This is a genomic window from Hyphomonas sp., from assembly GCF_017792385.1.
Classification (GTDB): domain Bacteria; phylum Pseudomonadota; class Alphaproteobacteria; order Caulobacterales; family Hyphomonadaceae; genus Hyphomonas.
The window spans coordinates 2,457,187-2,481,001 of record NZ_CP051230.1; the positions used below are offsets into that span (position 1 = coordinate 2,457,187).

Sequence of the window (23,815 nt, forward strand, 5' to 3'; positions counted from 1 at the left end):
CAGTCGTTGAAACACGAGGGAATACACATGAATCGCAAACTACTTACCTCCGTTGCCTGCAGCGCCATGGCATCGGTCCTGGTGGCCGCGCCGGCTCTGGCCCAGGCTGAAACTGATGAGGCCGAAGCGGATGCACGTCGCCTTGGCGCAATCGTTGTGACCGCCCAGCGGGCCGAAGAAAGCATGCAGGATGTCCCGATTGCCGTAACCGCGCTCGACAGTACGGCGCTGGAAGATCGCCAGGTCGGTGATGTGCTCGACCTGCAGTTCCAGGTCCCGAACATCAATATGGGCACCAATACGGGCACGGCGAACGCGGCGCGGATCTTCCTGCGCGGCGTCGGTGAGGATGAAAGCCGTGGCATGGTCGACCAGGCTGTCGGCATTTATGTCGACGGGATCTATGTTGGTCGCTCCGTTGGGTCGCTTTTCGATCTTGTGGACCTCGACTCCATCGAAGTCCTGCGGGGCCCGCAAGGCACGCTGTACGGACGCAACACGATTGGCGGCGCCATCAAGCTGGCATCGGTGCGTCCGCAGATGGAGAATAGCGGCGAAGTTCGCACGACGATTGGCAACAATGGACGCCTTGATTTCCGCGGCATGGCGAACATCCAGATTGCCGACAATACGGCATTCCGCATTTCGGCCCTCGAGCGCGAGCGGGACGGCTTCTTCACCGTGAAGCCGAATGGTGCCCTGGCCGGTGAAGGTCGCGAAGCCGGCAATATGGACGTGTTTGCTGTTCGCGCGAGCTTCCTGACGGAGTTCAATGAGGACTGGAGCCTCTACGTCACAGCGGACAATACGCTGGACCGCTCCGATCCGACCATCGACTCGATTGCTCCGGGGGATGATGCTGACGGTGACGTGTTCACGGTGGAACCGGCACCCGGCACGACCTGTGCCATCGGGTCAACCTCGACCGGTTGCTTCACGGCATATGACCAACGCTCTGAATCTACTGGCATCTCGGCAGAGATTGCGGGCAAGATCGGGACGTTCGACTTCATGTCCCTGACCGGATACCGCACGCTCGAGGATGATCTGGTGACCCGGATCGGCGCAGCGTACGAACAGCAGACCGATCAGTCCCAGTTCAGCCAGGAATTCACGCTCTCCTCGAACCATGAGGGACCGTTCAACTATCTTGTGGGTCTTTACTATTTCGAAGAAGACCTTGAACTGAATTCGGTCTTCATCTTCCCGTTCGCGATTGATGGCAGCACGGAGTCCGTGGCTGTCTTTGCGCAGGGCACGTATGAAATGTCCGACCAGCTCTCGCTGACGGGCGGCGTCCGCTACACTCAGGAAAGCAAGGATTTCGACGGTGAAAACCTGGCCTTCGGCTTTGCCCGTCAGGACGATGCGGATTTTGACAATGTCAGCTACACGATTGGTGCGGACTACCGCATCAATGACAATGTGCTGACATACGGCAAGTTCTCGACGGGCTTCAAGTCCGGGGGCTGGTCGCCTGACGCATTCAGCCCGACAGCCATCTTCCTGCCTGTGGACGAGGAAACCCTCGAGAGCTTCGAAATCGGCGCGAAGACCGATCTGTTCGACAACACGGTTCGGTTCAATGCCGCCTATTTCTTCAACCAGTATGAAGGTCTTCAGATTGGTGCCACCATTCCGGGCGTCGGCTTTACGCGCTTCAACGTTCCGGAAGCCGAGATTCAAGGGCTTGAATTCGAGGCAGTCTGGCAGGCAACCGACAATCTCCAGTTCAATGCGAACCTTGGTCTTCTGGATGCCGAGTACACCGAGCTTGACCTGGCTACGGCTGCTGCATTGACCAATCAGGGATCGACCCCTGCCTGTGGCGGTGTGGTATCTCTGGAATGTGCCTACGGCCTCAGCCTGAAGAACGCGCCGGAATACAAGGGAGCCATCGGCGCCCTCTACAGTCTGACTGTGGATCGCGGCGAAATCATCCTGTCTGGCGATGTCGGGTTTGAAGATGAGAGCTGGTCTCTGGTCGCCAATGCGCCAGCACACGTCCTGACCACCGTGTCTCCGCTCGTGAACATCCGGGCGAAGTACGAGGACAATGCTGGTTGGTCGGCGGCAATCTGGGCCAAGAACCTCGCAGACCAGAACTACTGGCGTGCCGGCACGGCCGGAGCGTCGAACGTGTATGCCGCCGAGCCGCTCACATACGGCATCGACCTCGGCTACAAATTCTAGCGTCAGTTTCGTCTCCTCCCCCTGACGCTACGATCCGGACGTCCCGGTGCCTCTTTGGCATCGGGACGTCTTAACCCATCAGGCCAAGGAACTTTCAAGATCCATATATGACCCATCCGCAAACACTACTGGACAAGCTTTGGGCCCGGCATCGCATCGGAGACGGCGGGGATGGAGCAGATCTGATCGCAATTGACCGCGTATGCCTGCATGAGCGGACAGGGTCGGTTGCCCTGAAGAGCCTGCGCGACGCAGGCCATCAGGTTCAGAGTCCGGAACGGGTGTTTTCGATCATGGATCACATCGTTTCATTCCGATCCGGTCGGGGTGCGGACGAGTCGCGTTCTCCCGGGGGGGATGTGTTCATTACCGAGACCCGCAAGATGGCGCTGGAAGCGGGGATCAATCTCATCGACACGAACGACCCGCGCCAGGGGATTGTGCATGTCATCGCGCCCGAACTGGGCATTGCCGTGCCGGGCGTGTCGCTTGTCTGCCCGGACAGTCATACTTGCAGTCTTGGCGCACTTGGAGCGCTTGCTTGGGGTGTGGGCTCAAGCGAGTCCGAACATGCCATGGCCACCGGCTGCCTGCGGGTCAGCAAGCCTCCGCAGATGCGCATTACGGTCACGGGCAGGTTGCGTGCAGGCGTGACCGCCAAGGACCTGGCACTTCATATCATTGCCCGACACGGTGTGGCTGGCGGGCGCCGGTCGGCGATCGAGTATTGTGGCGAAGCCATTTCAGCCCTCTCGATCGAAGAGCGTCTGACCCTTTGCAACATGGCAGTGGAGTTCTCGGCCTTCACGGCGTTGATTGCGCCGGACCAGACCGTCCTCGACTATGTATCCGGTCGTCCCTTCGCGCCTCGTGCACAGGAGCAGGCACTGGCCCGGACGCGCTGGGCCGAACTTGTCACGGACCAGGGCGCAACATTCGATCATGAACTGAGTGTCGATGCCACGGAAGTCCTGCCCATGGTGTCATGGGGAACCAGTCCCGAACATGCGATCCCGATCAACGGGAGTGTACCGAGCTCGGCAGAGGCGAATGTGCTTCACTATGTCGGCCTTGAGCCCGGTCAGGCCGTGGCCGGTCTGCCTGTGCAAGGGGCGTTTATCGGTTCGTGCACGAATGGCCGTCTCTCTGACCTTCGGTCTGCTGCGGAGGTGTTGAAGGGAAGGCGTGTCGCCGCGGGTGTCCGGGCAGTTTGTGTGCCCGGTTCCCATGAAGTGCGCGCGGCGGCTGAAGCGGAGGGCCTCGACATCATCTTCAAGGAAGCCGGTTTCGAATGGGGCGCGCCGGGGTGTGCCATGTGCTTCTATGCCGGCGGGCAGACTTTCGCGCCGGGAGAACGTGTCATCTCATCGACCAACCGGAATTTCGAGGGACGGCAAGGCCCCGGCGTGCGGACGCATCTGGCAAGTCCGGCCACCGTCGCCGCGACGGCGATTGCTGGCCGGATCGCAAGTGCAACGGACCTGTTTGCGGAGACGCTGTCATGACACGCGAACCCATAAACGTGCTGACGGGTATTGCAGCGCCGCTTATGCTGGACAATGTGGATACTGATCAGATCATCCCGTCCCGCGAGATGAAAACCGTCAATCGCTCCGGCCTGGGGGATGGCCTGTTCGCCGGTTGGCGGTATCTGCAGGCGGGTGGACGCGACCCGAACCCGGACTTCATATTGAACAAGCCCGGATATACTGACGCCGGAATTCTGTTGAGTGGCGCGAATTTCGGCTGCGGTTCCTCGCGCGAGCACGCGGTCTGGGCGCTGGCGGAATTTGGCATTCGCGCCATTATAGCGAAATCATTCGGCGACATCTTCTACAACAACTGTACGCGCAACGGCATCTTGCCGATCCGTCTCGAGCCGGAGCAGGTCGATGAACTTGCCGGGCATTCTGAGCCGAAAACGCTGACCTTGGATCTGCCACGACAGGTCGTGCTTTCGGGCAACCGGGAATTTCCGTTCGAGATTGGCGGCTATGCAAAACGTCTGTTGATGGAAGGCCTGGATCCGATCAGCCTGACCAAGACCGAACTGCCGAAGATCGAGGCGTTCCAGTCCGATGACAGGGTCGCGCGCCCCTGGATCTACAGGTAGGTATCAGGCGGTTCAGCCCATCTTGGCGCGCCGGGCTGGCTCTCGTGGAGCGTCCGGCAAACTAGACTGCATCGACCAGGCTTTCTCCGAGGAATTTCTGGATCTCGTCCGGCGCGTATCCGAGGGAAGCGAGGATTTCGACACTGTGCTCGCCGATTTTCGGCGGATTGAGGGTCAGTCCGCACCGCTCATCGTCCATCGTGATTGGCAGGGCCGGCAGCTTCACCCGTCCGCCATCGGGCAGTTCGAGATCCAGTAGGCCGCCCTTGGCATTGAGATGCGGATCCTCGAACAGGTCTTCCGGACGCGTGATCGGGGCAAAGGGCAGGCCGGTCTGTTCCAGCCGGTTCATCAACGCCTCCTTGGTGTAGGTCACAAAGAGATCCCGCAGAACCGGGATGATTTCATCCCGCCGTGCAACCCGGTTGTTGTTCTCCGAGAGATCCGGATCATTTGCCCAATCGGTCAGATCGAATGCCGCGCAGAAGGATTTCCACTGGCCATCGGAAACAACGCCGACAAAGACCTTCTCGTCGTCTTTCACATCGAACACGTCATAGACCGCCCAGGCCGAGACACGCGCCGGCATTGGCGCGGCGGGCTGCCCCGTGACGGCGTACTGGGCCATGTGTTGTCCGACCAGGAAGGCCGTTGTTTCAAAGAGCGATGCGGAAACCTGCTGGCCCGATCCGGTGTGCTGGCGTTGCTGGAGAGCGGCGAGAATTGCGATCGCGCCGAACATGCCGCCCGTAACGTCGATCACCGACGCCCCGGCCCGCAAGGGGCGCCCGGGAGGGCCGGTCATATAGGCCAGCCCGCCCATCATCTGAGCCACCTCGTCCAGAGCGGTGCGGTGTTCATACGGGCCCGGAAGAAAGCCTTTTTCCGAGCAATAGATCAGTCCGGGATTCAGCTGTCGCAGGGTGTCATAGCCGAACCCGAGCTTGTCCAGCGCACCCGGACGGAAATTTTCGATGAACACATCGCTTTGGGCGATCAATTCTTTTGCGACGCGTGCGCCATCCTCTGATTTAAGGTTGATCGAGAGGCTTTTCTTGTTGCGATTGTACATCGAGAAATAGCCGGCACCTGACCCTTTCAGGCGACGGGTCTTGTCGCCGCCAATCGGTTCGACCTTGATGACTTCGGCGCCCAAATCCGCGAGGATCAACCCTGCGGCCGGCCCCATCACCATGTGCGTGAATTCCACCACGCGAATTCCGTCTAGCGGTCTCGAAGAAACAGTCATGAACAATACCCTTGGCTTCCAACCGTTTTAAAGGATATATCATTTATGGCAATCGCTTCTCTGGGAAATCCAGAGGTGAAATGTTGAAAGTTGGAGAAAGGTAGGATGGCATGACGGCGAGTGAGGTGCTTATCAGCGAGGTCGGGCCGCGTGACGGGTTGCAGAACTGCAAATCCATCATGCCGACAGCTACCAAGAATCGCTGGATCGACGCGCTGTCCAAGGCAGGCCTGCGCGAGATCGAGGTCGGCTCCTTCGTGTCGCCGAAGCTTCTGCCGCAAATGGCGGACACCGCACAGGTCGTTGAACATGCAGTGAAAATTAGGGGGCTCGAAGTCGCCGTTCTGGTCCCGAACCTGAAAGGTGCGGAACTGGCCATCAAGTCCGGCGCGCACAAGATCACGCTGCCCCTGTCGGTCAGCGAAACCCATTCGATCCGGAATATCCGTCGAACGCATGATCAGGTCATCGAGGAGGCGCGCCGCATTTCGGATCTCATCTCGACGCTTCCCGAAGACAAGCGGCCGCATTTCGAGGGCTCTCTCTCGACAGCGTTTGGTTGCACGCTGGAAGGCCCGATTGACGAACGCGTGATTCTGAAATGCGCTGAACGTCTGATGGACGCCGGCTGCAGCGAAGTGGGAATATCTGACACGACCGGGTACGGGGATCCGACATCCGTGCGGCACCTGATCCGCGCCGTCCGGGGCGCGATTGGTGCCGCGAATGTCACGGGCGTTCACCTCCACAATACGCGCGGGCTCGGTCTCGCCAATGCGCTTGCGGCGTATGAGGAGGGGATCACCACCTTCGACAGTTCGCTTGGCGGACTGGGCGGATGTCCGACTGCGCCAGGGGCCAGCGGCAACATCGTGACGGAAGACCTCGTCTTCATGTTTGAATCCATGGGCGTGAACACCGGCGTCAGCCTTGAGGGACTGTTCGAGGCGCGGGCACTTCTGGCTGAGGGGCTCCCGGAAGAAGAGCTTTACGGATTCACGCCGAATGCAGGTCTGCCTCTTGGCTTTGCCGGCGCGCCTGTGCCAGAGCCTGCCTGAAGATCTGGCGAGGCCGAATGAACACTCTACCTGCTCTTGTTACGCTGGTGGGCTATGCGCTCGGGCTCGTTGCAATCAGTGTTTGGGCGACGCGGAAGGCGAAGACCGAAGAGAGTTTCTTTCTCGGTGAACGCAATCTCGGCCCCTGGGTCGCCGGGCTGGCCTATGCGGCGTCCAGTTCCAGTGCCTGGGTGCTGCTCGGCTTTTCCGGCTTTGTATATTCCGTCGGCCCGTCCGCGCTTTGGATGGTGCCGGGGATCCTCGTCGGCTACGCGGTTGTGTGGCTCTATGCCGGGCCCATCCTTCAGCGCTCCAGCCGCAGTGAAGGCCATGTCACCCTGTCCGATTTCCTGTCCGCCGGGACATCGGCGCGCATGGCAGGATGTATCCGGATCGCCGCGTCGATCATGATCGTCTTCTGCTTCTCGTACTATATCGCATCGCAATTCCAGGGCGCCGGGGTTGCCTTTGACGGCATATTCGACACCGGCCTGACAACCGGCGTCCTGCTCGGCGCCGGTATCATCCTCATCTACACATTTCTTGGTGGCTTTCTGGCCGTGTCACTGATCGATACGCTGCAAGGGCTTCTGATCGGTGCCGTTGCCATCATTCTGCCGGTGGTCGGGCTGTTCTATGCAGGCGGAATTGACGGGGTCAGCGAGGCGATGGCCACCATGCCGCCAGTCTATTCGCAGCCCTTCGGGGGTGCGCAAGGCATGGCGGCGATCGGCTTCGTGGTCGGCTTGTCGGCAACCGGTTTCGGTGCGCTTGGCCAGCCGCACCTCATTGCCTGGATCATGGCCGCAAGGGACAGGAAAGCGCGCGTGCGTGGTGCGGGGGTCGCGATTGTCTGGGCGGCGCTCGTCTATACGGGCATGGCCGTGCTGGGTCTCGCCGGACGCGTGATCTTCGGCGCAGACGCCCCGGCGGAAGGCGTTTTCTTCGAAATCGCGAATCTGGCGCTGCCTACCGTTCTGGCGGGTGTCATTGTTGCGGCGACCTTGTCGGCCATCATGTCGACCGTGGACAGTCAGCTGCTCGTCGCCGGCGCGGCGATCAGCCATGACCTTAGACTCGGAAAATTGTCCGGGGGCCGGGAAGTGCTCGTTTCGCGGCTGGCAGTTGCGGGAGTCTGTCTGGCGGCAGTATTCGTGACACTCGAACTGCCATCCACCATCTTTGAGCGGACCTTGTTTGCATGGACGGCGCTCGGTGCCAGTTTCGGCCCAACAGTTGTCATGCGTGCCGCAGGGTACAGAGCCGCAGGCGGAGCGGTGCTGCTGTCGCTGCTTACCGGCTTTGCAGCGTCTGTGGCATTCGAGTTCGTCCTGCCATCCGGTCCCGGAGCGGTCTGGGCACGGACCGTTCCCTGGGCGCTTGCGTTTCTTCCGCTGGTCCTGTCTGCGGCCCTGCAGTCATCCGCAGGGCCGGCAAGGTTATCCGGGAAGTCCTAGAACTCGATCCCGTCATAGGCTTTCCAATCGTCCGAGACGCGCTTTTCATCGATCAGGGTGCGCTGGAAGAGACGGTCCGCCTTGAACCATTGCCAAACGCGCGAGCGCGCCTGTCCGTCATCCGACAGCTGGATCATTTCATACAGGTAGAGATCCGGTTCACCCGTGCGGGTCCAGTTGAGCATTGTGGTCCGGTTGTAATCGTCCAGTTTCACATCGCAGGCCCAGCCATTGATGAATTCATTGTCCCAGAACAGCCGGTCGTCCTTGATCTTCGCCGGAAAGTCCCGCACCTCGCGCCGGCCATCAGCCCAGCGGTAATGATTGGTCTGGTGATAGGGAGTGCCCTCATCCGGGAACCGGCAGATCAGGCGGGATTGGTGTTCGTCCGTCTTATTGCCGTCTGCATCATACACCCGGTAGACGCCCTCCCAAACGCCCTCATGTCGGGCCAGCAGGGGGAGGAGTTTCTTCAGTTCGGAAGCGGTGACAGTGGGCTGCATCGGATCGGGTCCTGTATGTTCTTGTTGCGCAGGCGCACGCATCAGCGTGAGAAAGCGCCGGTTGGATATCGTGATTAAAACCAGGTCAGACAGGGCTGCGACGACACGATGTGAAGTTTTGGCCTCGACCTGTCACATATTTGGTATACCAATACCCGGGCTGATGAAAGAGAGGAGCGTCACCAATGGAGAAATCCGGAGAATTTCGGCGAGGATGGCCCGTTCTGGCGGCTGCTTCTGTCGGCATCGGGCTGGGCATGTCCCCGCTGCCTTTCTACACGATCGGTGTTTTCATCCCGCCCCTGCTGGCGGAGTTCGGCGGGCAGGGATGGGACGTCGGGTTCATCATCAACGCCCTGGCGGTCTACACATTTGGCAGCATGGCCGCCGCGCCGATCATCGGTATCCTGGCCGAGAAGTTCGGGGCGCGGCGCGTGGCGCTGGTGTCCATCATCACTTTCTCGCTGTCTCTGATGGCAATCTCTCTCAATACCGGATCCAAATCCCTCTACATCCTGCTCTGGCTCCTGCTGGCCATGTCAGGCGTTGGAACCCTGCCGATCACTTTCACGCGCCCGGTGGCAAACTGGTTCAAGGCCAATCGCGGAATCGCCCTCGGCATCGCCCTGATCACGACGGGCGTGTTCGGGGCGCTGGCCAAATACTTCGCGCAATTCATGGTGCAGCATTCTGACTGGCGCCTTGCCTATGTTGCGGTGGGGTGTCTCCCGCTCGTGATTTCGCTCCCACTCTCGCTGGTTGCATTGCGCGATGTGGATGATGTCCCGGCATCTGAATCCGCTCTCACCCGGTTCAAGATCCCCATTCTCATGGTCAGCTTCATCGGTGCGCTGGGCTTCAGTGGGATCGTGATCAGCCAGGTTCTTGAATCCATTGCCAAGAATGGTGTGCGGTTCGAATATATACTTCCGTTCGCCTACATGCCGCTCGTGTTCATTCCGGTTGTCTGCATGTTGCTGTTCAAGGTCGGCACAAAGCCGCCGGAAGTGAAGAAGCACGACAATGGCGAGGCGGTCATCCTCCCCGGCATGACGCTTCGGGAAGCGCTGCGCAGTTGGCGATTCTGGCTCCTGGCGATCTGTTTCGTGCCGATTTCCTACGCGGTCGGAGCGGTCATTCCGAACATCGAACAGGTCCTGACCCAATCGGGCATGGGAATGGATGAGGCCGTCGGCCTTGCAACCCTGACCGGTCTAGCCGTGCTGGGCGGACGTGTGATCGGCGGTTTCCTGATCGACCGGTTCTGGGCCCCGGCCGTTGCCTTTACCTTCCTGGCGTCTCCGGCCTTTGCGCTCTGGCTGCTCGGTCATCCCGATGTCAACGCCAACACCGCCACGATTGCCATCTTGATGATCGGGTTCGGCGCGGGCGTCGAGTACGACTTCATGGCCTACATGGTCTCAAAATATTTCGGCATGCGGGCCTATTCCGCGATCTATGGCTCGATCTATGCCTTCTTCGGGATGGGGGCAGGTCTCGGGCCGGGCATCATGACCAATCTTGCCAATGGCAGCGGCATCAAGCTGATCGAGTGGGAAACCGGCTTGCTGCTCGGCAAGGACTGGCAATTCACGCTGACTACTGCCGGCATAATCCTCTTTGTCTCGACGGTGCCGCTCCTGTTCCTCGGACGATATCGATACACCGAAGAGGGGGATCATGCCGAGGCGATTGCGGAGGCCGAGGAGACGGTCGAAACGGCTCACGCCTGATCAAGGTGCTGATTTATCGACAGTTGTCCTGATTGACGCCGCGTCGGAGGGCTCTTTAGGTATGGGGCATGCCCCAGCATAAAGACCTTCTGACCGCGATCCGGCAAATCACGCGCGCCATCGATCTCAATTCGAAGCGCCTGGCCAAGATGACAGGACTGACGGCGCCGCAATTGCTGGTCCTCCAGACACTGGCCGGCGAAGGACCGATCAAGCCGTCTGAAATCGCCCGCCAGGTGCATCTGTCCCAGGCCACCATTACATCGATTGTGGACCGGCTTGAGGCTGCAAGTCTGGTCGAGCGTCAGAAGAACGAGACGGACCGTCGCGCGATCGACATCGTGATCACGCAGACTGGACTCACGCGGCTGGCAGAGGCACCGGAAGCGCTTCAGGAAGGATTCCTGAAACGCTTCGATTCTCTTGAATTGTGGGAGCAGAGTCTGCTGATCTCGTCAGTGCAGCGGCTCGCCGCCATGATGAATGCTGGCAGTCTCGATGCCGCACCCATTCTGGAAGTCGGGGATTTGCAGAAAGAGAGCTGATCAGCTTTCGGCAACTTCCACCATCGTCTCTTCGTCCGGTTTGTCCCACAGCAGGTGCCGGTCTTCGAGAACAATCAGGTTCTCGCGGCTGATCACCGTTCCACCCGTCTGATAGCCCAGCAACTCCTTTGGCGAGATTTCCGGATGGCGTGCCAGGACCATGGTCTCTTCGGACGAGAAATTGGTCATGCCGCGGGCAATTTCCTCCCCACGTTCATCATAGACGTGGATCACGTCGCCTTTCACATACTGCCCCTGAATGGACTTGATGTCTTCGTGCAGGACGTGTTCCGGACTGTCAGACAGGCTGTTGGCCAGTTCGTCCCGGATGACAATGCTGCCGGCGATCTGAAGGCGGTCTGTCAGCCAGGTTGCCCAGGCTGAAGCGGGCTTGGTGTGAGCCAGGCATTTCGTATGCGGGCGCTCATCATAAAGAACGGAAGACACCGGCGCTTCATGTTCCCCATTTGCGATCAGCGTTGTGCAGCCGGCATTCTGGGCCATGTTGGCAGCCTGCATCTTGGTGAGCATTCCGCCGCTGCCGAGACTGCTCGTGCCCTCGGTCACCGCGATATACTCGCTGACATCATGCACTTCCTCGACCAGTTTTGCGCCCGGCTCTTCAGGGTTCCGGTCATAAAGTCCGTCAATACAGGTCAGGATCACAAGATGATCCGCCTGGATCATCTGGGCGACCTTGGCGGCCAGACGGTCATTGTCACCGACACGGATTTCTTCGGTCGTGATCGAATCGTTCTCGTTCACGATCGGCAGGATACCGCCCTGCAGCAGGCGGTGTACCGTGTTCTTGGTGTTCAGGAAGCGCTTGCGTTCCTCCATGTCCTGGAGGGTGACGAGCACTTGTGCGATATCGAATCCGAATTCGTGCGCGACCTGCTTGTAGGCATTCAGCAATAGAGGCATGCCGCATGCGGCAGCGGCCTGCTTGTCCCGCAGGCCAGCGGTTTCCGGGGTCTCGTTCAACATGTTCAGGCCCAGCGCCACGGCGCCGGACGAACACAGGACGACCTCGTATCCATCATTCCGCAATTTGGTGATGTCTTCTAACAGCCGTTGCATGAATGCCCAGCGCGGTGTGAGAAGGTCCGGGTTGGCGAGCAGGCTCGATCCGATTTTCACGACGATGCGTTTCTTGGAAGGCAAATTGGGCTCCGGTGGTTGCTTAGGGGCGGACATAGTTAGGTTTGGGAAGGGATGCAAATATTTCGCTTACAAAATACCATGAGACAAACTGCAGCGACTCATTTCCTTTTCTCAAAAGCCCATGATGGAACAAAATGGGCGGCAATATGGCGAGGGTGGGAACCTTGTGCATCTGTAATGAATTATTTGAATTCTAAATAAATCCTATTATCTCGCGGACCGAACGGACAAAGGAACGAATGGGCATGAAAATACTTCTCGTCGGATGTGGTAAAATGGGTGGCGCGCTGCTGACCCAGTGGATGCGCGCAACATCGCACACCTACACCATCATCGACCCGTTCCTTGAGGCCCCCGTAGAGGGGGCACGGCTTTTCAAGGACATCAACGCGCTTGGAGACGAAAAGTTCGATTTGCTGATCGTCGCGATCAAACCGCAAATGATCGACGAGATTTTGCCTGCGTATCAGAGCGTCCTGTCAGAGACCGGTGCTGTCGCCTCCATCGCAGCGGGGTGTTCGGTAAAGCGGCTCCAATTGGCGCTGCCCGGATTCCCGGTCGTCCGGATCATGCCGAACCTGCCGTCCGCCATCGGTGCCGGAGTTGCCGGCCTGTATGCGAGCGCGGACGCGACCGATCACCACAAAGACACGGTCGAAGACCTCATGCAGGCCGCCGGTACGGCGGTATGGGTGGACGATGAGGACCAGATCGACCGAGTGACCGCAGTCGCAGGCAGCGGTCCGGGATACGTCTTCGAGATTGCGCGGGCATATATCGAGGCGGCGAAAGACCTCGGTTTCAGTGAAGACCAGGCCCGGGATCTTGTTCTGGGAACGCTGGACGGTACTGTGCGCATGATCCTTGAAACCGGGGAACCACCTGAAACCCTGCGAAACTCCGTGACCAGCAAAAACGGTACAACCGAAGCCGGACTGAAAGCCCTGAACGGAGAGGGCAAGTTGTCAGACTTGCTGAAAGCCACGACCGAGGCTGCCTACAAGCGCGCCATCGAGCTGCGCTAGGCACCTGAACACGAACCCAGAGGACTAGACTTGACCACATTGGATTCAAAACTGAACGCCTACATTTCCGGACTTGGCCAGAATGCCCGAGACGCGGCAAAGGCCCTGCTGACCGCGACGACGGAGCAGAAGAATGCAGCATTGCGCGCGTCAGCCGCGGCGCTCCGCGAGTCGAAGGCTGCGCTGCTGTCCGCCAACAAGGCGGATGTCGACAGCGTCGCGGACAGTCGTCCGGACTCTTTCATTGATCGCCTGCGTCTGAATGATGAGCGCGTGGAGGCCATGGCCGCGGCGCTCGAGCAGATCGCGGAGCTTCCCGACCCTGTCGGGCGGCTTCTATCGACGACCCAACGCCCGAACGGCCTGACCATTGAGCGCGTCGCCGTTCCGATCGGCGTGATCGGCATGATCTACGAGTCCCGGCCGAATGTTGGCGCAGATGCAAGCGCGCTCTGCCTGAAGTCCGGCAATGCCGTCATTCTGCGTGGCGGGTCCGAAAGCCGCCATTCCACACAGGAGATCGTGGCCTGCATGCAGAAGGGGCTTTCGGCGGCCGGGCTGCCCGAGGCGGCCGTCCAGACAGTCGAGACCACGGACCGGAACGCCGTGACCGCGCTCTTGCACGCGGTCGACTATGTGGACCTGGTCATCCCGCGGGGAGGACGGGGCCTTGTGGAGCTTGTCCGGGATGAGGCAAAGGTCCCGACGCTTCTCCATCTGGATGGCAATTGCCACAGCTATATCCATGCAGATGCGGACATTGAGAAATCGTTGGAAGTGGTACGCAATGCCAAGCTTCGGCGCACTGGTGTGTGCGGTGCAACGGAGAGCATTGTCGTCGATCGCGCCATCGCCGAAACCGTCATTCCGCGGCTTGTGGACGTCATGCAAGGATGCGAGCTTCGAGGTGACGCTGAGGCCTGCAAGATTGCACCGGGTCTGGCGCCGGCCAGCGATGACGACTGGTCGACCGAATATCTCGACACGATCGCATCGGTGAAAGTGGTCGACGGGCTCGAGGAAGCCATCGGCTTCGTCAGCCGCCATTCGTCCGGTCACACGGATGCCATTCTGACCGAGAACAGGGATGCAGCCCGCCGGTTCATGACCTCCATCGACAGCGCCGTCGTCATGCACAATGCGTCGACACAGTTTTCCGACGGCGGGGAATTCGGTATGGGCGCGGAAATCGGCATCGCGACCGGCAAGATGCATGCGCGTGGCCCGGTGGGGCTGGAGCAGCTGACCAGTTTCAAATATCTGGTACATGGAAACGGCCAGACCCGGCCCTAGAGACGCAGATATCCTGAGCGCGACCATGGGGGGCGCGCTTTTCCGTAATTCACGAGAACAGCGAGACCAATATGACAATCAGCGTTCCCGAAATGATTTCACTCGGGGCCTATTTCGTCCTGATGATGGCCATTGGACTGTATGCCTACCGGGAGTCCACGAGCGACGTTTCCGAGTACATGCTGGGCGGCCGCAACCTTCATCCCGCCGTCGGCGCCCTGTCTGCCGGCGCATCCGACATGAGCGGCTGGATGCTGATGGGCTTGCCAGGGGCCATTTATGTCAGCGGGTTTTCGGAGGCCTGGATTGCCGTTGGCCTGACCATCGGGGCGTACCTCAACTATCGGTTCGTTGCACCCCGCCTGCGGATCTACACAGAGATGGCGGATGATTCGATCACCATTCCGGACTTCTTCGAAAACCGCTTTCACGACACCAGTCATGCCCTGCGCACCATTTCCGCCCTGGTGATCATCGTATTCTTCACCGTCTATACATCGTCCGGCATCGTGGCGGGCGGGAAACTGTTCGAATCCGCCTTCGGCATGAACTACCAGCTTGGCCTGTTCGTCACGGCAGGGGTGGTGCTTGCCTATACCGTGATCGGCGGCTTTCTCGCGGTCAGCCTGACGGATTTTGTCCAGGGCTGCATCATGTTCATCGCGCTGATCCTCGTCCCCGTGATTGCCTTCTTTGTGGTGGGCGGCTGGAGCGGCATGGAAGCCGCCATCGCGCAGGCACCCGCACATGTGAACCCGAATTCGGGGGCAGTGGGCCCATCGCGGGAGCAATTCTTCGACATGTGGCCGGAAGGCATGACCGTGCTGGGTCTGATCTCTCTGCTCGCATGGGGGCTCGGCTATTTCGGCCAGCCTCACATCATTGTGCGCTTCATGGCGATCCGGTCGCTGAAGGACATCAAGACCGCCCGGGCGATCGGCATGAGCTGGATGATCGTAACGGTCATCGGAGCCGTCTTCGTCGGGGCCGTCGGTGTCGCCTATGTTCAGCAGAATGAACTCGGGGGACAGCTGACCGACGCAGAGGCCATCTTCATTTTGCTCTCGCAAATCATCTTCCATCCGCTGGTGGCCGGATTCCTGCTCGCGGCCATTCTGGCCGCCATCATGAGCACGATTTCTTCCCAGCTTCTGGTCTCGTCCAGTTCCATCACGGAAGATGTCTACAAGACCTTCTTCCGCCGGGAAGCGACGCAGTCGGAACTGGTGCTGATCGGGCGGATCGCAACCGTGGCGGTCTGTCTTGTCGCCATTGCGCTGGCCTTCAATCCGAACAGCAACATCCTGGATCTCGTGTCGAATGCCTGGGCCGGATTTGGTTCGGCCTTTGGCCCGATCATCCTGCTCAGCCTGTTCTGGCGTGGTCTGACCCGGGATGGAGCTCTCGCGGGCATGATTGTCGGTGCGATCACCGTTCTGGTCTGGCTTTACGTCCCGCTATTGCCGACCGAGGACGGCCCCGTTCCGCTGGAATCCCTGCTGTACGCAATGATCCCCGGCTTCTTCCTGTCGGGCGCTGCGGCCTGGCTGGTGAGCACGATAGGCCGTTCGGTGAAGCCGAAAGTGGCGGCCGGCTTCGACGACATGGCGGACACGATGAACAACGGGTCCTGACCCATCACCGCCCCTCCGTTCGGAGGGGCGGTGACACGCCCTACCTTCGGCGTTATGAAATGATAACGCAAACATTATCGAAGCGGTGACCGAAAGGCAGACAGCTTCGTGGAAGGAAACGGGGCATGATCGTGAGACAGTTTTTCAGGCGCTTCGCCATCCTCATCACCGCCATGGTGGCAGCTGGCAGCGTGCCGGCAGCCTTCGCGGAAGACGGGTATGAGCTGTGGCTGCGCTACGCGCCCCTAAGTGAACCGCCCAGATCCGCGCCTCGGCATGTCATGGCGGCCTGTTCGAATCCGTCCGACACATTGCGAGCCGCGCTGGACGAGATAGACCGGGCGACGGAAGCCATGCTTGGCGCCGGTTTGCCACGCACGGACACGCTCGAGGGCGGCACGCTGGTTCTGGCCAGTCCTGACTGTTCCGATGCGTTGACCGGTCTGCCGCTGCCGCCTGCGGCGAAAGTCGGAACGGAAGGTTTCGCCATCAGGGAGGTCCAGCATTCCGGACGTCAGGTCACACTGATCTCCGCCCAGTCGGACATCGGCGTCCTCTATGGCACATTCGACTATCTTCTCCGCATGGCGCGCGGCGAGGAACTCACCGGCGTGAACATCCTGTCGCGTCCGAAAACCAAACTGCGTCTCTTGAACCATTGGGACAATCTCGACCGGCATGTCGAGCGCGGCTATTCGGGGCAATCGATCTGGGACTGGCACAGGCTGCCGGGATATCTCGATCCAAGGTATACGGATTATGCCCGCGCGAATGCTTCCATTGGTATCAATGGCGTCTCCCTGACCAATGTGAATGCAGACGCGACCGTGCTGACGCCGCACTATCTGGAAAAGGTGGCGGCGTTGGCCGACGTCTTCCGGCCGTATGGTATCAAGGTCTACCTCACAGCGCGCTTCTCCGCGCCGATGGAACTGGACGGATTGCCGACGGCGGACCCGCGGGATCCTGCCGTTCGAGCCTGGTGGCAGGCCAAGGTGGACGAGATCTACACGTATGTGCCGGATTTTGGCGGTTTCCTTGTAAAGGCGAATTCCGAAGGTCAGCCAGGCCCACAGGATTATCGCCGCAGTCATGCGGAGGGCGCGAACATGCTGGCGCGGGCGCTTGCGCCCCATGACGGGAAGGTAATGTGGCGAGCCTTTGTCTACTCCGCAGAGGAACCGGAGGACCGAGTCAAGCAGGCCTATACCGAGTTTGTGCCGCTTGATGGACAGTTTGCCGACAATGTTCTCGTCCAGGTCAAGAACGGCCCGCTGGATTTTCAGCCGCGTGAACCCTTTCATCCCTTGTTTGGTGCGATGCCGGAAACGCCGCTGATGATGGAACTCCAGATCACCAAGGAATATCTGGGCTTTTCGACCCATCTGGCCTATCTGGGCACGCTTTGGGAAGAAGTCCTGTCGGCGGAAACCCATGCAGTCGACGAACGCGCGTCGGTGGCCTCTATCATTGATGGCACAGCGCATGGTTACGAGATCACCGGCATGGCGGGCGTTGCCAATATAGGCAGCGACCGCAACTGGTCGGGGTCGATCTTCGACCAGGCAAACTGGTACGCCTTCGGACGGTTGGCCTGGGATCCGGATGCTTCCGCAGAAGCGATTGCCCGCGACTGGACGGAATTGACGTTCAGCCGGGCCCCGGAAGTTGCGGACGCGATCACCCAGATGATGATGGGGTCGCGCGAAGCGGTGGTGAATTACATGACACCGCTCGGGCTGACCCACCTGATGGGCACTGGGCATCATTACGGTCCGGCGCCTTGGGTAGACGATCTCGGACGTGCGGACTGGACCCCTTACTACTATCACAAGGCCACGCAGGAAGCGGTCGGTTTTGACCGTACGGAGACCGGCTCGGGCGCAGTGGATCAGTATGCTGGCCCGGTTGCTCAGGAATGGGCGAGCCTCGACACGGTACCGGACGAATTGCTGCTCTGGTTCCACCGTGTCGGCTGGGATCATGAGTTGGACAACGGCAACACGCTCTGGCAGGAACTCGTGCGCCGCTATGATCTCGGCGTGTCTCAGGTCGCGGCGATGCAGGCAGTATGGGCATCCCTGGAGGACGAGATCGATGCAGACCGCTTCGAAGAAGTTTCAGCCTTTCTCGCCATCCAGTCCCGGGAAGCGGTCTGGTGGCGCGATGCCTCCATTGCCTATTGGCAGAGCGTGAACGGCATGCCTCTGCCGGAGGGGGCTGCCCCGCCCGCGCATGATCTTGCTTACTACAAGGCGCTCAGCTTTCCCAATGCGCCGGGGCAGGGAGAATAGGTCAGGTAGCGCCGGTGAGCCTGTTTGCAGACGCTGCAAACAGGTCGTCCAGGAATTCGCGGACCGCTCGAACACGGGTGGTGCCGTGCACATCTTCGTGGACGGCCAGCCAGAAGGCGCGTTCAATGCGCACCTGATCCGGCAGAACATGCACAAGGTTCGGATCGCCCGCCGCGATGAAATGCGGCAGCACCGCAAGCCCCGCGCCCTCACGCGCCATCTGCCATTGGGCCACGATGGACGGGCTGCAGAAGCGCGGCGTCAGGCCCGGGGCGATGTCTTCGTGATAGCGGAGCTGGCTGGAATAGATGAGATCGTCGACATAGCCGATCAGGTCGTGCTCGGCGAGGTCGCCGACCTGTCTGACCGGACGGGTGCGCGCAAGGTAATCCGGATGCGCGTACATCTGCAGGACATAGTCCGACAGTTTGCGCACTTTCACGCGCCCCGCTTTCGGGCGGGTCAGCATGATGGACATGTCGGCTTCGCGCTTCGGCACGCTGACAAAACCGGAGACCGCAATGATGTCGAGCCCGATATGCGGGTGGCGCGCCGCGAAGTCTGCCATCGCGGGCGCGATCAACAGGCTGCCCAGCCCTTCGGTGACGCCGAGGCGTACCCGTCCGGCGGCAAGCGGCCCATCCCGGTCTGACAGAGCGGCAATCTCGGACGCTGTATGTTCCAGCCCCTCCACCTTGTCGGCGACGCTCTGGCCCAACGGCGTCAGCACATGGCCTTTCGGCGTGCGTTCGAACAGTTCCAGCCCAAGGTCCGTTTCCAGCCGCCGCAGTCGTCGGCTGATCGTTGTGGGGTCCAAGCCGGTTCGCGTGGAGACATCCGCCAGGCGCGGGTGACGGCTGACGTCAAGCAACAGCCGGAGATCGTCCCAGTTCATGAATTTCCACCTGCGAAAATGCAGTCATTGGCTGCGATATTGTCCATTTACCGGGAATTATACGCAAGATAGGGTCGCGTCAAAATCAAAGGGAGTTCCACATGCGCGAAGTGCATCACTTCATTGGCGGCAAAACCGTCACGGGCACATCCGGCCGGTTTGGCGACATCTACAATCCGAATACGGGCGAGGTGCAGGCGCGCGTTGCCCTCGCCACCGAAGCCGAGCTCGCCGCCGCTGTGGCAAACGCGTCAGAGGCGTTCCCGGCCTGGGCCGCGACCAACCCCCAGCGCCGTGCGCGGGTCATGTTCGAATTCAAGCGTCTGCTGGAAGCGAACATGGACGAGCTGGCCGAGCTGCTTTCGTCAGAGCATGGCAAGGTCGTCGCCGACTCGCGCGGCGACGTGCAGCGCGGCATCGATGTGGTCGAGTTCGCCTGCGGCATCCCGCATCTTCAGAAGGGCGAATATACAGAGGGCGCAGGCCCCGGCATTGATGTCTATTCCATGCGCCAGCCGCTCGGTGTCGTCGCTGGCATCACACCGTTCAACTTCCCAGCCATGATCCCCTGCTGGATGGCCGCTGTGGCGATTGCCTGCGGCAATACCTTCATCCTGAAACCGTCCGAAAAGGACCCGTCCGTGCCGATGCGCCTCGGGGAGCTGTTCCTTGAGGCCGGCGCGCCCGAGGGCGTTCTGAATGTGGTCAATGGCGACAAGGTGGCTGTCGACGCCATTCTCACCCATCCGGAGATCAAGGCGGTCAGCTTTGTCGGGTCGTCCGATATCGCACAATATGTCTATGCCACCGGCACGGCGCACGGGAAGCGCGTTCAGGCCATGGGCGGGGCGAAGAACCATGGCATCATCCTGCCGGATGCGAACATGGAGCAGGCGGTCAAAGATATCGTCGGCGCGGCCTATGGCTCGGCGGGCGAGCGCTGCATGGCGCTGCCGGTGGCCGTGACGGTCGGCAAGAAGACAGGCGACGAATTTGTCGAGCGCATGATGGATGCAGCGCGCAGCCTGAAGGTCGGCGTCTCGACTGACCCGGATGCGCATTACGGCCCGGTGGTCTCTGCGGCGCACAAGGCGAAAGTGGAGAGCTACATCCAGATGGGCGTCGACGAAGGTGCCGATCTCGTCCTGGACGGCCGTGGCCTGAAGCTGCAGGGCAACGAGAATGGCTATTTCATCGGGCCGAACCTGTTCGACAATGTGAAGCCGACGATGCAGTCCTACAAGGAAGAGATCTTCGGACCGGTGCTGCAGGTTGTGCGTGCGGAAAGTCTTGAAGAGGCGGTCGCCCTGCCGAGCAATCACCAATACGGAAACGGCGTTGCGATCTTTACCTCAAATGGCCGCGCGGCGCGTGAGTTTGCGGCGCAGGTGAATGTCGGCATGGTCGGCGTCAACGTGCCGATCCCGGTGCCGGTCTCCTATCACACCTTCGGCGGCTGGAAGCGCTCGGCCTTCGGCGATACGAACCAGCATGGCCCGGAAGGCGTGCGGTTCTGGACGAAAATCAAGACGATCACTCAGCGCTGGCCGGAAGGCGACATCGGCGATCAGGCCTTTATCATTCCAACGATGGGGTAGGATATGAAATACGACGATGCCGCCTGGCACTATGGTGGAGACTTTCCGAAAGACCTACCACCGGAGGCTGCGGCAACTCACATCGGAATGTTTGTGGTTTGGTGCTGGCTGAACGGAATGGCCGGAGCCGGAATTCTGGAAGATACCCCTGATATCAAGCACCGTGCCGCATTACGAACTGCCGGGCCCGGTACGCTGTTTCTCGAATTGTGCGATGGGAAGTTCATTGAGGATGATCTGAATGACGAAGGTAATGCCTTCGCTCGCGACTACTACGATCATGAGTCAATAGGCTATCGCCACAAGTACTTCACTGACCTTGAGAATCTGGCGCCACGAAGCATCGCAAGTATCTATCATCTCCCTGATTCATGGAGCACCTTTGATGAAGTCAGCAAAGTGTTGGAGAAGCGCTTTAAGAGCTGGCGAAAGAGTCGCGAAACCCGGAAATGAATTCTATCTGGACAATCTGATATGACCTACAACACCATCACTTTCGAACATTCCGACCGCATTGCGCTGGTCACGATCAACCGGCCGGACAGCCTGAATGCACTGAATCAGAAAGTCATGGGCGAGGTTGCGCATGTCTTTTCAGAGATCGACCGCAACAAGGACATTGCCGTCAGCGTGCTGACCGGCGAGGGCCGGGCCTTCGCCGCCGGGGCCGACATCAAGGAGATGCAGCCGCAGAGCTTTTCCGACATGTATGTCGACGATTTCTTCGGCCTGTGGGACCGGTTCGCGGCCTGCCGCAAGCCGGTGATCGCGGCGGTGAACGGCTTTGCCCTCGGCGGCGGCTGTGAGCTCGCCATGATGTGCGACATGATCATCGCGTCCGACAAGGCCAAGTTTGGCCAGCCGGAAATCAAGCTGGGCGTGACGCCGGGCATGGGCGGCTCGATCCGCCTGACCAAAGCCGTCGGCAAGGCAAAGGCCATGGACATGGTCCTGACCGGCCGCATGATCGACGCCGCAGAGGCCGACCGGATCGGGCTTGTTTCCCGCGTCGTCGAGCATGACGCGTTGATGGACACGGCGATGGGGGCTGCGAAGGAAATCGCAGGCTTCTCCATTCCGTCCATCATGGCGGCCAAGGAGATGGTTGGGCGCGCTCTGGAGGTCTCCACCGCGGAAGGCGTGAAATTCGAGCGGCGCCTGTTCCAGGGCCTGTTCGGCACCGCCGACCAGAAGGAAGGCATGAGCGCCTTCGTCGAAAAGCGCGCGGCTGAGTTCAAGGACAAATAGGCCCGCACCGGAGCGCACATCACACCGTGCCGCAAGAGCACGGGGACAAGGGAGTACAACATGACGAAGATCGCATTCATTGGCCTGGGCAATATGGGCTCGGGTATGTGCGCCAATCTCTGCAAGGCGGGGCACGATGTTCGGGCTTTTGACCTGAATGCGGACGCTGTGAAGGTCGCTGAATCCAATGGCGCACAAGCCGCGGCGACGATTGCAGAGGCTGTCAGTGATGCCGACGTGATCGTGTCGATGTTGCCAGCGGGCAAGCATGTCCTGTCGGTCTATTTCGGAGAGGATGGCGTCGCTGCGCATGCCGCGCCCGGCGCGCTGTTCCTCGACTGCTCTACCATTGCGGTGGAAGACGCGCGCGAAGCCGCGTCAAAGGCCGAGACGGCAGGTTTTCTGATGGCGGATGCGCCCGTCTCAGGTGGGACAGCGGCGGCAGATGCCGGCACATTGACCTTCATGGTCGGCGGGCCGAATGAGGCCTTTGCGAAGGCAAAGCCGATCCTGGATGCGATGGGCAAGAACATCTTTCATGCCGGCGCCAGCGGGAACGGGCAGGTTGCCAAGATCGCCAACAACATGCTGCTCGGCATTTCCATGATCGGCACGTGCGAGGCATTCAATCTGGCGGAAAAGCTGGGTCTCGACGCGCAGACTTTTTATGATATTTCCTCCACCGCCTCCGGCCAGTGCTGGAGCATGACGAGCTATTGCCCCGCGCCGGGCCCGGTTCCGACCGCTCCGTCAAACAGGGACTACCAGCCCGGGTTCGCGGTGGCGATGATGCTGAAGGATCTGCACCTGGCCGCCGGCGCCGCAAAGACCGCCGGCGCGCAGGTCACGCTGGGCGAGATGGCAGAGAAGATCTATGCCGACCTCGATGCCCGGGGTCATGGCGGGCTCGATTTCTCCGGCGTCATGAAAGACCTGAAGCAGGAGCTAGGCTGAGCCAAGCGACCGGATGAAATCACGGATCGCGTCCAGCGATTGCGGTTCGTCCAGGAAAGGCGTGTGGCCCCGTCCCGGGACGGTGAGCAATGCGCTGCCCTTGTGCCGGCGTTGCATGCGCCGTGCGGTCTTGTCGGTCAGGATGTCTGACGTCTCGCCCCGGATGATCAGGAGCGGTATGGATTTCATCGCGGCGAATACGCGCCACATCGCGAAATTCACACGCCATCCGGGTGTTGTGCTGCCCATGCCCTGCACAATGACGGGATCATAATCGAACACGATCTTTCCATCGGCCCGCTCGACGCAGGTGCGCCGTGCAAAGGCCATCCAGTCCTCCTCCCCATATTCCGGATAGACACTTGCCTGTGTCTGTCCGATCGCCGCCGCGGCGTCCCCCCAGCTGTCGAAAATTTCGTTGCCCCCGGCATAGCCGGCGATGCGTTTCAGGCCAGCCGGATTCACTTCCGGCCCGACATCATTCATCACGATGCCGCGTATCTTTTCGGGAAAGGCCTTGGCCATCAGCATCGCCATCAGTCCGCCCATGGACGTACCGATCAGGATCACCTTGTCCAGTTTCAGGTGGGCCATGAGCGCAGCCATGTCCTGCGCGTAGAGCGGAGGCTGGTATGTGGCGCCGCCCGGGTCGCGGTCCGATTTCCCGCGCCCCCGCACATCCACGGAAATGAAGCGCGCTTCAAGGTGGAGCCCTTCCATCATCGGCTCGAAATCCTTGTGGTTCCGGGTCAGCCCGTGCATGCACAGAATAACCGTGTCACTGTCTTTCGGGCCATAGTCGGCGGCGTAGAGCGTCAGCCCGTCATGGGCGGTGTAGAAGACATCGCGCTTTTCCATT

General features: G+C 60.3%; 20 protein-coding genes. 15 read left to right on the top strand and 5 right to left on the bottom strand.

Annotated elements, in window-relative coordinates:
* The first annotated feature begins 27 nt into the window (after window positions 1-27).
* From HF955_RS12000 to leuD, 3 genes are all read left to right on the top strand, one after another.
* Window positions 28-2,193 carry a TonB-dependent receptor gene (locus HF955_RS12000; RefSeq protein ID WP_291075357.1) on the top strand — a complete coding sequence of 722 codons (2,166 nt, stop codon included), beginning with the start codon at window positions 28-30 and terminating at the stop codon, window positions 2,191-2,193.
* A 107-nt stretch (window positions 2,194-2,300) separates the two neighbouring features.
* A complete protein-coding gene (locus HF955_RS12005; protein ID WP_291075358.1) occupies window positions 2,301-3,698 on the top strand; it encodes a 3-isopropylmalate dehydratase large subunit in 1,398 nt (465 codons plus the stop codon).
* Window positions 3,695-4,306, top strand: coding sequence for a 3-isopropylmalate dehydratase small subunit (gene leuD / locus HF955_RS12010; RefSeq protein ID WP_291075359.1), 612 nt, complete (start codon window positions 3,695-3,697; stop codon window positions 4,304-4,306). The genes HF955_RS12005 and leuD overlap by 4 nt, the downstream gene beginning before the upstream one ends.
* A gap of 61 nt (window positions 4,307-4,367) precedes the next feature.
* Here the strand turns inward: leuD and HF955_RS12015 are convergent, their stop codons facing one another.
* The gene (locus HF955_RS12015) at window positions 4,368-5,555 is read right to left on the bottom strand and encodes a CaiB/BaiF CoA-transferase family protein (protein WP_291075360.1); all 1,188 of its coding nucleotides are present in this window, start codon (window positions 5,553-5,555) and stop codon (window positions 4,368-4,370) included.
* Between the two features lie 110 nt (window positions 5,556-5,665).
* On the opposite strand from HF955_RS12015, the gene HF955_RS12020 reads away from it, so the two are divergent.
* Together HF955_RS12020 and HF955_RS12025 are read left to right on the top strand one after the other, a co-directional pair.
* Window positions 5,666-6,613: a hydroxymethylglutaryl-CoA lyase gene (locus tag HF955_RS12020; protein ID WP_291075361.1), complete on the top strand. Its 948-nt coding sequence runs from the start codon at window positions 5,666-5,668 to the stop codon at window positions 6,611-6,613.
* Window positions 6,614-6,630: 17 nt separating this feature from the next.
* Entirely contained in the window at window positions 6,631-8,070 is a 1,440-nt protein-coding gene (locus tag HF955_RS12025; protein ID WP_291075362.1) for a sodium/proline symporter, read from the top strand.
* Here HF955_RS12025 and HF955_RS12030 read toward each other — a convergent pair.
* Window positions 8,067-8,573, bottom strand: a complete 507-nt coding sequence (locus HF955_RS12030) for a DUF3598 domain-containing protein (protein WP_291075363.1) — start codon at window positions 8,571-8,573, stop codon at window positions 8,067-8,069. The genes HF955_RS12025 and HF955_RS12030 overlap by 4 nt on opposite strands.
* A 185-nt stretch (window positions 8,574-8,758) precedes the next feature.
* On the opposite strand from HF955_RS12030, the gene HF955_RS12035 reads away from it, so the two are divergent.
* The gene (locus HF955_RS12035) at window positions 8,759-10,306 is read left to right on the top strand and encodes an MFS transporter (RefSeq protein WP_291075364.1); all 1,548 of its coding nucleotides are present in this window, start codon (window positions 8,759-8,761) and stop codon (window positions 10,304-10,306) included.
* Window positions 10,307-10,374: 68 nt separating this feature from the next.
* A complete protein-coding gene (locus tag HF955_RS12040; RefSeq protein WP_291075365.1) occupies window positions 10,375-10,851 on the top strand; it encodes a MarR family winged helix-turn-helix transcriptional regulator in 477 nt (158 codons plus the stop codon).
* Here the strand turns inward: HF955_RS12040 and proB are convergent, their stop codons facing one another.
* Window positions 10,852-12,015 (bottom strand): glutamate 5-kinase, encoded by a 1,164-nt coding sequence (proB, locus tag HF955_RS12045; protein WP_027838483.1) that lies wholly within the window; start codon window positions 12,013-12,015, stop codon window positions 10,852-10,854.
* Window positions 12,016-12,260: 245 nt separating this feature from the next.
* On the opposite strand from proB, the gene proC reads away from it, so the two are divergent.
* The 4 genes from proC (at window position 12,261) to HF955_RS12065 (ending at window position 18,261) form a co-directional block, all read left to right on the top strand.
* Window positions 12,261-13,040, top strand: a complete 780-nt coding sequence (gene proC / locus HF955_RS12050) for a pyrroline-5-carboxylate reductase (protein ID WP_291075366.1) — start codon at window positions 12,261-12,263, stop codon at window positions 13,038-13,040.
* A gap of 39 nt (window positions 13,041-13,079) precedes the next feature.
* A complete protein-coding gene (locus tag HF955_RS12055) occupies window positions 13,080-14,333 on the top strand; it encodes a glutamate-5-semialdehyde dehydrogenase (RefSeq protein WP_367279793.1) in 1,254 nt (417 codons plus the stop codon).
* Between the two features lie 71 nt (window positions 14,334-14,404).
* On the top strand, window positions 14,405-15,967 hold the full coding sequence (gene putP / locus HF955_RS12060) for a sodium/proline symporter PutP (protein ID WP_291075368.1): 1,563 nt from the start codon (window positions 14,405-14,407) through the stop codon (window positions 15,965-15,967).
* A gap of 173 nt (window positions 15,968-16,140) precedes the next feature.
* The gene (locus HF955_RS12065; RefSeq protein WP_367279794.1) at window positions 16,141-18,261 is read left to right on the top strand and encodes an alpha-glucuronidase family glycosyl hydrolase; all 2,121 of its coding nucleotides are present in this window, start codon (window positions 16,141-16,143) and stop codon (window positions 18,259-18,261) included.
* 1 nt (window position 18,262) lies between these two features.
* On the opposite strand, the gene HF955_RS12070 is transcribed toward HF955_RS12065, so the two are convergent.
* Window positions 18,263-19,156, bottom strand: a complete 894-nt coding sequence (locus HF955_RS12070) for a LysR family transcriptional regulator (RefSeq protein ID WP_291075370.1) — start codon at window positions 19,154-19,156, stop codon at window positions 18,263-18,265.
* 101 nt (window positions 19,157-19,257) lie between these two features.
* Here HF955_RS12070 and HF955_RS12075 point away from each other — a divergent pair, with 101 nt between their 5' ends.
* From HF955_RS12075 to mmsB, 4 genes are read left to right on the top strand one after another with little or no spacing between them, the layout of a single operon-like run.
* Window positions 19,258-20,754: a CoA-acylating methylmalonate-semialdehyde dehydrogenase gene (locus tag HF955_RS12075; protein ID WP_291075371.1), complete on the top strand. Its 1,497-nt coding sequence runs from the start codon at window positions 19,258-19,260 to the stop codon at window positions 20,752-20,754.
* Between the two features lie 3 nt (window positions 20,755-20,757).
* Window positions 20,758-21,207 (top strand): hypothetical protein, encoded by a 450-nt coding sequence (locus HF955_RS12080; RefSeq protein ID WP_291075372.1) that lies wholly within the window; start codon window positions 20,758-20,760, stop codon window positions 21,205-21,207.
* 21 nt (window positions 21,208-21,228) lie between these two features.
* Window positions 21,229-22,002, top strand: coding sequence for an enoyl-CoA hydratase-related protein (locus tag HF955_RS12085; RefSeq protein WP_291075373.1), 774 nt, complete (start codon window positions 21,229-21,231; stop codon window positions 22,000-22,002).
* A gap of 18 nt (window positions 22,003-22,020) precedes the next feature.
* Window positions 22,021-22,956, top strand: coding sequence for a 3-hydroxyisobutyrate dehydrogenase (mmsB, locus tag HF955_RS12090; RefSeq protein ID WP_367279795.1), 936 nt, complete (start codon window positions 22,021-22,023; stop codon window positions 22,954-22,956).
* On the opposite strand, the gene HF955_RS12095 is transcribed toward mmsB, so the two are convergent.
* The gene (locus HF955_RS12095) at window positions 22,948-23,814 is read right to left on the bottom strand and encodes an alpha/beta hydrolase (RefSeq protein WP_291075375.1); all 867 of its coding nucleotides are present in this window, start codon (window positions 23,812-23,814) and stop codon (window positions 22,948-22,950) included. The two genes, mmsB and HF955_RS12095, sit on opposite strands and share 9 nt — an antisense overlap.
* Window position 23,815: the final 1 nt, after the last annotated feature.